Raw genomic sequence first — 7,608 nt, forward strand, 5'->3', positions numbered from 1 at the left:
CATTCACGCGCCGACGGTCGTAGAGCCAGCGAGTCGCGAGATTCGCGCGAGCGCCGATTAATCCCAGTGCTCGTTGATTAATCAATGAGCCGGCTTTCTCCGTTGATCCTGAGAAAGAGCTCGCGCGCCTTGACCCCAAGGTCGGGCTGATCGATAAAAAAGCCCTGCACGCCCAGACCGTAAAGCTGCACCGCCTCGCCGACGACGCTCTGGGGGACGCCATTCGGATGCAGGGTCAGGAAAGATTCCTCCGCGCGTAAGGTGTACGGGTGCACCAGCAGTCCGGCGTCAAACGCGCGAGCCAGAAACAGGTGCACCTCGCCTGTCAGCTCAGCCGCGACTTCCGCTGTGCCGTCGCCGTTGGTGTCAACGGGTGCGTCCAGCGTCTCCTTCAGGAGAAAGCTGTCCTTGAAGGGGCCGATCCCTTCGGCGTAACTGGCCGCTATGAACTTAAACACCTTATTCGAGATCAGGTCTCCGTACCCGGTGGTGTCGGTAATGTCCACGAGCGACGCGAGTTCGCCGTAGATGGCCTGCAGGTCGGCGCCCTGGGCCGCGTTGAAACCATGTCGTAAGGACTGCCGAAACTGTCAACGGGCGGCACGGTAATATCGCCGTAAAGCTGCACCAGCGGCAAGTCCACACCAGCGGCCGGCATGATCTGATTCTGCAACTCGATCAGGTTTCGAACTCGAACGACTGGATGAACACGCGCTCGGGATCGGTAAAGCCTTGTTCGACCAGAATGTCGATGAGCATCTGTCCCAGCGACATGCCGATCGGCGCGCCGTCCACGAACGTGCCTCCCGTGGCGAAAAATGTCGGGTGTTTAGTTTCTGGATAAATCCCGACCTTGCGGCCCGTCAGCGCTTCGGTCCGTTCGCCCAGACCGATCACTTCTTCAAGCGTCGGAATCTCGAACCGGTCGTCAAATAGCGCATTTTGTGGCCGCACGTCCGGGATGACGCTCCCGCGCGTGCAGGGTCTTGATCTCGGCCAGGGTGAAGTCCTCGCTGAACCAGCCCGTGACCGCCACGCCGTCGACGGTCTTGGTTGTCTCGCGATCGGCAAATTCTGGGCGTTCGGACACATCGGTCGTGCCGGTCAGATCGTTTTCGTGGCGCGCGATCAGATGGCCGTCTTTCGTCGCGACCAGGTCCGGCTCGATGAAGTCGGCACCCTGTTTGATCGCTACCGTATAAGACGCCAGCGTGTGCTCGGGCCGGTAGCCCGAGGCGCCGCGATGGCCGATGACGATAAGCTCGCCACCTTCATCCGGACTGGACTGAGCGCGGGAGACGGGGCCCGCCGTCACGGCCAATGCCGGGATCAGGGCCGACAACAGGAATTTAAAAAATATGCGTTGCACAGTGCAGTTCTCCTGCGAATGCGTTGATGGGACGTTCTTCGCCGATTGCGCGCATAATTTATGAAAGGCGTAACGTCGCGCGCAAGCGGCGATTGTAGTTGTATCGCCGAGGGTTATACCGGACGCGGCTTACGAATCCGTGATGGATTGGTTGCAGATCGATGACATTGACACGTGCCTCCTTGCACGTCGCGAGCACCAGGCGCTTGCTGACATCGTCCGGATGCAGCCAGATCGCCGGATCTTCCGCATCGTCGGCAAGCACGCTTTTCACAGCGGCTTCACGGCCGCCGTTCACTGGCGGGGCATCGATGACCCGCGGTGCCTCCAGTGCGGGCCGGACCGTGGGACCGGCTCCAGGGTTACGGCAAACGCGAGAAACTGGCCGCCGGTTTCGAGCAACCGGGTGACGCCAATGAAACGCACGTCGCCTTCATCGAGCGCGCCGTCCGTAACATCGATGGTGGAGCTGTACAGACGAGCGGGGCCGCGCTGACTGCCGTCGTCAGAGAGCACGTAGCAAAAATTGCCGCGCTCATGGTAGGTAATGCCGGACAGACCGCCGATCTCGGTGCCGGCAAATTTGGCGCCCATCGCGAACTCGGCGCTGCCGATATACTCGATCCCGGTGACACGCGCGCGTTCCACTGCATGAACCGGCAACGGAAAATTCACCACTATCGCGATCGTCATCGCGACGCGGAACCGACGCTGAAAGCAATATGAGCCGCGCCCGCTTCGGCGCGAACTTGAAAGCCGACCCGAAATGCTGTGCATGCTCTCTCCGACGAGATGCGAGTTTGCCGGACAATAGCCCACAAGTGTTAAAAACTGGTTTCGGGCATCTGTCGTTTCGGGTGGTGAGGCATGGGTTGTTTTCGGGTCTGCGCAAAGCATTTGTCGAGGCCGTGACGCGGGCGCGTGCGGCGTCGCTCGAAATCTGGTCGGAGGACGTGACGAATACAGGCTTCGAAGTCGAAGGGCTGGAATTGATTTCCGACCGGCATATGATCATGCCCAAGCTGTTTCGGCGTCTCGCCGAATATCTGGAGGGCGGCGGCTCCATCGAAGGCTTCAAGCAGTTCCTGGAGCAGAAGGCGGAGGACATCGCCGTGATCTCTACCGCGCACTTCACACACGTCGACACGATCGTCGAGGTCGACGGCAACGGCAATCGCGTGAGCATGACGGAACGACCGGAAAATATTGTGTTCGCGGGATAAAGGTACTTACCAGTGTGCAGGGATTTCTGATCGCGCCAGTTGTCGGTAACGCGTCAAAGGTAAAACAGTACCGGCCCAGCGTGAACCCGGCAACGCAGGCGTTTTATCGCTCGATAATGATCTTCTCCGCCGGTATATCGATAAAATGGATGCGCTCGGCAAGTTTGGGCGTGATGTAAATCCTGCCCGCGCGATCGATCAGCATCGCCTGATCGATATCCATATTGCGGGCAATCTTCGTCCATTCGTCGGGACCGGCGACTACCAGTGCGGTGGCGGCGGCATCCGCGACATCACCGACCGAATGAACCACGGTGGCCGAGGCGGTCTCTCCGACCGGATAACCATCGCGCGGGTCGAGGATATGTTGGTAGCGCTTGCCTTGATATCTAAAAAAGCGCTCGTAATCGCCCGACGTAAAGACAGCCTCGCCATCGCTGATGTTCAGCCATGCGATCACTCCTTCCGCGCGCGGATGCTGAATGCCGATGCTCCAGGGCCGATTGCCGTGCCGCCCGATGGCGCGCACATCGCCGCCGGCATTGACGACGGCATCGGTAACGCCCATGGTCTTTAGAGTCTCTATTGCATTATCCACGGCGTAGCCTTTGGCGAAGCCGCTTAGATCGAGCATCACCGCCGGGTTGCCGGAGCGCACACACCTGCCGTTGATTTCCAGGTCGTCCATGGCGGGCGCCTGCTTCACCAGCCGGGTTACTGCTTCGGCCGAAGGGGGTGTGCGCGGACCCGCGCCGCCGTTGAATCCCCACAGCTCGACGAGCCGGCCGATCGCCGGATCGAATAGGCCGCGGCTCGTCCGCGAAGACGCCTGGGCACGTTCGATCAAGGGAATCAGGTCGGGAGCGGCAATGCACCCGCCGCCGGGAAGTTGCCGGTTAAGGCGCTGCAGGTCGCCCGGATTCCAGGCGTGCCAGTTGTCATGCCAGTAGGCAAAATCGTCTTCCAGCACGCCGAAAGCCTCGTGCGCCAGCGCCGCGTCGCCGGTACGAATCGAGAGCTCGATCAGGGTGCCGAGGGACAGGAACTGGTCGTGAAAAACATGCGTCTCTGCGTGGTTCGGCGTGGACAGCACCAACGTGCTGGCGAAGATCAGGAGAAACCGAGAAGCAAGAGGAAATTGAAAAACCAGGGGCCGCGACCGCTTCATCGCGGATGGCGCACACTGCGATGCTGCCGCTGCTTGCGATACTGCTGCAACCATAGCCAGGAGCCGGTAAGACCGAGAAATACCAGCAACATCGCGGCGGCGTCAACGACGTAAATGCCCCAGGCGCCGAAGATGCGGCCGGTATGCAGATCCAGCAGTACGCGCTCAACCGACAGAATCTGTGAACGATATTGTTGCTCTACGTCTTGCCTCAATTCCGGTGATGGTGACTGCGGCTGTGACCACACGATACCTTTTGTGTCGCGGTAGGGTCGCCAGCTCAAAAAATTCTCGTCAGTCGTGTAATAACCGTCGGCCGTATCGATTACGAGGTGACCGTCTTGCGCGCGTCCGATGGCGCGCAGTCCGGGCGGAACGCCTTCGGCGTCTCCCAGTTGCTCAACCATTTCGCCGCCCGGCGTAAGCAGGAATATCGTGCGTTCCACCGCGACGGCCACCAGGCTGCTGGCTTCGGTTGCACCGTGCAGCGCTGCCACCGGCTGTGCGAGCGGCTGGCGATCCATGTACAGCCGGTCTTCTATTTGTGTGATCGAATGGTTGCCCGTGTGATACGCCGTTTGAATTTCCGGAGGCGCGATTCCGTACCAGTTGAGCAGCAGATCGGAATCAACGAAACGCCGATCCAGATCGAGGTCTTCGGTGTGGTTCAGCATGACACCAGTCACCGCGAGCATGATCGCGAACAGCAATGCGCTCAGGCCGACATAGCGATGCCATACATAGAGTGAACGTAAATACTTCCGTGCGTTATGGCGCAACATGGTGATTGAGATATAGCGCCATGCGCGCCAGCCGGGTCAGCGCGTCAACGGACAGGGTCGCGCCGGAAATATTGTCGATCGGATGATCGAGCTCGCGATCATCTTGCAGTTGCGCGCCCTTGAACTGATCGGTGAAGAACTCGTGGCGAACTTCCCAGCCGCGGCTTTCGCGATAGATAAGTACCTTGATGCGCTCGATCTTTCCCTTGTCAATTACGATGCCGGTGGTTATGGGTTTCTCTTTGCCGATTTCTTCCAGAATCCACGCGCTGCGTTCATTGTTCATCCAGTACCGCACTCTTAGCTCATTCGTCGCATGTCCCAGGATGGTTTCGACATCTTTTTTGATGGCGCCGATCAGCCATATCACCTTCGGTGGCGGCACTTCGCCTGAGAACGTGGCTCGCAGGAAAGCGGCAGGATCCTGATAAACGTCATCGCTAATGGCGAACGTCGTGAGCACAAGACTCAGCGCCCCGATAGCACCTTGTGACAACAATGAGATTTGGCTGCGCACGCGAGTCAGCAGCTCGGCATCAGGATGGCACCACGACGCATTTCCATGATTGTCACCGCGGCAGGCCGTTTAGAACGCGTAGCCGATACCGACATTAAAGCTATCTCCATCAAGCGTGCTGCCGTCAGCCTGTTCGGTATCGCGTAACTCGTAATCGGCTTTCAGCACGACCTGCGGAATGGGCCAGTAATTCGCGCCGAAGGTAATGTTTTCCTCGGGCAGATCTTCAACCAGCTCGAACTCCGAATACCGCGCGAAGATTCCCACTCCGGGTGTTATCTTGAACGAGGGTTCGACGTAGTAACCGAAAGGCTGGTCGCGAGCCAGCGCGTCGGCTGCGTCGCCGCTGATATTCCAGCGGGCGTACAGGGCCCGAAGTGCAAACGGACCGGCGGCCCATTGAGCGTGGCCTTCGTACAGATAAGCACCGTTCACGCCGTCGCTGTCTTCCTGCGAGAAGTCGGTCTGGTACTGCACAGTCGTGGCAAGTTCAAGACCGGGGACGCCAGTATATTTCAGACGTCCGGTAACGGCCGGGTCATTGGCGAGCGCTTCGGCGGTAGACTGGCGGCCGTCACGAATATCAATCTCGTCCGCGTCCACCGCAAAGCCGGAAGTCACCGCGAAGTTGTAGCTGAGTCCTGTCGCACCGATCTGGCCGAGCAACTGGCCGCCGCCTTCGCGCCACGAAGTCGGAATAATTTCTGTCTCGACCTGGTTTCGCTCGACGCCATAGAAGGTATTGGGTTCGTGCGTTTCGTTCAGGATGCCAACGGGCATTAAGAAAAGACCACCCTGAGCGTGGGTCGTATCGGTCAGCGCAAAGTCAATGAACGCCTGCTCCAGCTCGACTTCGCCCGGATTCTCGTCCCCGCCGCCGGCAACGGCATGTTCAAGCTCAAGCTCCGAGTAGAAGTTGATTCTGTCTGTAAACTCGTAACCGAATAACAGGACAAAGCGGTGAAAATCGATTTCGCTGTCGTCACCGTTTAGGAAATTGTTGTAATGCAATTCTCCATATGAGCCGAAAGTCGCGCGATCCTGCTCAGGCTGCGAGCTTTCAACGGCATCCGCGGTCGCGTTGATCTGTTGTTGAAGGATATCGACCTTATCTTCCAGATGGCGGATTCGATCGCGCTCCGATTGCGCGAGCGCGTCGCCACTTCCGGCTAATGCGATGAGCGAGCTAGTCGCAAAGACAACGTGTTTATATTCCAAAGTGGCCCCCTGAAACTTGACCGAAAAATGTTGTAGCTCATGTTTGGTCGGGGACTATAGCATCCAATAATACAAATGCAAACTATTGTTGTTAAGAATAACGGCGCCGCAACTTTCCTAAGTAAGGACGATACGAAAGGACCTCTTCTCGATAATCTTAAGCGCCCACGCCAGCCAACAAGCCGTCGCCCCAAACTCGAAAGCTGCGACGAGCTGGATCGCCCCACCGTTACGGGTCTGCGGGTGGGATCGACTTAACTCTGCCCGATATTGACAGTCAGTACAGCGTGCGACCGCCGGATTAATCTTCTTTAGATGGGGTACGCCGGCTATTGAGGTCGATGATTCATCGACACCAAGATTGGCTGTCGCAGAATCGCGCGAAGCGTACCGCGGTCGAGTCCCTTGTGGTCGGGCACGACGAACTGTGCAAAGGGATGATCGCGGTGCGGGATACTAAATTAAAAGCGCGGGTTTCGATGCACGACAGCGGCGTTGCATAAACAAGTCCGGGGTGGCGGTGCCACCACCCCGGCCGTGCGGCTCAATCGTCCGTCTCAACCTCTTTCTTTAAATTGTCCAGACCCGCCTGATAAACGCCGGCCATCGTTTCGGTTGCAGTCTTGTCGTCGGCGCCCTTGGCGTCGAAGCTGCCCGTCCATGTTGCCTTGCTCTTGTTCGCGCCGGCCGCTTCGACCATCACGGTCGATTCGTAGTTTTTCACCGGCAGGACGCCCTTTAGAATCTTGTAGGTGAAGCTCATGCCGGCGTCGTCGTATTCCAGCAGCTCCTCGTTGATGGTACCGCCGTCGCCCAGGGTGAGCAGGCGCTGCGCGCCGGGCTGGTTGTTCTCGCCTTTGGTGATTTCGGTCTCGGCGACCGCCGGGTGCCATCCATCGAGGTCGTCGAAGTCATTGACCTCATCCCATACGTCCGCGGCGGGCGCTTTGATGGTGACGCTCTTGGTGACCTCAAGGGCCTGCGCGGCGTTGATCGAGGCGCCGTATGCCGCGGTCAAAATGATCAGGGTTGGAACGAGTTTTCTTGCCATGTCGATGCCTCCTTGGGCGTTTTTGTTGGAGTCGAAGCGAGCATGGCGTCCCGCGCATGCGAGTGCCTATGCCTGGGGCCGTATAGCCTGTGGCTGTCGCCGGGCGCACCAGAAATAATCCTGTCGCGGCGCGATGGCGTGCGTGGCGCGTTCAATTGTGGGCACCGTGGGACTTTGGTAAGGTAAGATATGCGATGGTGTCCCCGGCGGGGTGTTCAGTGAAACCCATGACTCGATACGTGTTTATCACCGGCGGCGTGGTGTCTTCACTCGGCAAGGG

General features: G+C 58.7%; 10 protein-coding genes and 1 pseudogene. 1 reads left to right on the top strand and 10 read right to left on the bottom strand.

Translation table 11 applies throughout. The annotated features are described in order from the left end of the window. Positions 1-77: 77 nt before the first annotated feature. The 5 genes and pseudogenes from H0V34_15355 to H0V34_15375 form a co-directional block, all read right to left on the bottom strand. On the bottom strand, positions 78-506 hold the full coding sequence (locus H0V34_15355) for a hypothetical protein (GenBank protein ID MBA2492993.1): 429 nt from the start codon (positions 504-506) through the stop codon (positions 78-80). After that, on the bottom strand, positions 470-673 hold the full coding sequence (locus tag H0V34_15360) for a hypothetical protein (GenBank protein ID MBA2492994.1): 204 nt from the start codon (positions 671-673) through the stop codon (positions 470-472). Before H0V34_15360 ends, H0V34_15355 begins: the two co-directional genes overlap by 37 nt. Before the next feature lie 5 nt (positions 674-678). Next, positions 679-1,360 (bottom strand): annotated as a pseudogene (locus tag H0V34_15365) (hypothetical protein). A gap of 67 nt (positions 1,361-1,427) precedes the next feature. Beyond that, complete coding sequence (locus tag H0V34_15370) at positions 1,428-1,700, bottom strand: phytase (protein MBA2492995.1); 273 nt, start codon at positions 1,698-1,700, stop codon at positions 1,428-1,430. Continuing rightward, a complete protein-coding gene (locus H0V34_15375) occupies positions 1,664-2,062 on the bottom strand; it encodes an esterase-like activity of phytase family protein (protein ID MBA2492996.1) in 399 nt (132 codons plus the stop codon). Before H0V34_15375 ends, H0V34_15370 begins: the two co-directional genes overlap by 37 nt. 29 nt (positions 2,063-2,091) lie before the next feature. Between H0V34_15375 and H0V34_15380 the strand changes: the two genes are divergently transcribed. Continuing rightward, a complete protein-coding gene (locus H0V34_15380) occupies positions 2,092-2,592 on the top strand; it encodes a hypothetical protein (GenBank protein MBA2492997.1) in 501 nt (166 codons plus the stop codon). A 103-nt stretch (positions 2,593-2,695) separates the two neighbouring features. On the opposite strand, the gene H0V34_15385 is transcribed toward H0V34_15380, so the two are convergent. From H0V34_15385 to H0V34_15405, 5 genes are all read right to left on the bottom strand, one after another. After that, positions 2,696-3,685: an FAD:protein FMN transferase gene (locus tag H0V34_15385; protein MBA2492998.1), complete on the bottom strand. Its 990-nt coding sequence runs from the start codon at positions 3,683-3,685 to the stop codon at positions 2,696-2,698. Between the two features lie 71 nt (positions 3,686-3,756). Then, positions 3,757-4,542, bottom strand: a complete 786-nt coding sequence (locus tag H0V34_15390; GenBank protein MBA2492999.1) for a PepSY domain-containing protein — start codon at positions 4,540-4,542, stop codon at positions 3,757-3,759. Next, entirely contained in the window at positions 4,529-5,038 is a 510-nt protein-coding gene (locus H0V34_15395) for an FMN-binding protein (protein MBA2493000.1), read from the bottom strand. The genes H0V34_15390 and H0V34_15395 overlap by 14 nt, the downstream gene beginning before the upstream one ends. Before the next feature lie 90 nt (positions 5,039-5,128). Further along, positions 5,129-6,277: a porin gene (locus H0V34_15400; GenBank protein MBA2493001.1), complete on the bottom strand. Its 1,149-nt coding sequence runs from the start codon at positions 6,275-6,277 to the stop codon at positions 5,129-5,131. A 544-nt stretch (positions 6,278-6,821) separates the two neighbouring features. After that, positions 6,822-7,328 (bottom strand): SRPBCC family protein, encoded by a 507-nt coding sequence (locus H0V34_15405; GenBank protein MBA2493002.1) that lies wholly within the window; start codon positions 7,326-7,328, stop codon positions 6,822-6,824. Positions 7,329-7,608: the final 280 nt, after the last annotated feature.

It is taken from the genome of Gammaproteobacteria bacterium (genome assembly GCA_013696315.1).
In the GTDB taxonomy this organism is placed as follows: domain Bacteria; phylum Pseudomonadota; class Gammaproteobacteria; order JACCYU01; family JACCYU01; genus JACCYU01.

What these genes read in the sequence shown, in the direction of transcription:
- H0V34_15405 (MBA2493002.1), bottom strand. Translation starts at nt 7,328, where the DNA reads ATGGCAAGAAAACTCGTTCCAACCCTGATCATTTTGACCGCGGCATAC.
- H0V34_15375 (MBA2492996.1), bottom strand. Translation starts at nt 2,062, where the DNA reads ATGACGATCGCGATAGTGGTGAATTTTCCGTTGCCGGTTCATGCAGTG.
- H0V34_15390 (MBA2492999.1), bottom strand. Translation starts at nt 4,542, where the DNA reads ATGTTGCGCCATAACGCACGGAAGTATTTACGTTCACTCTATGTATGG.
- H0V34_15380 (MBA2492997.1), top strand. Translation starts at nt 2,092, where the DNA reads ATGAGCCGCGCCCGCTTCGGCGCGAACTTGAAAGCCGACCCGAAATGC.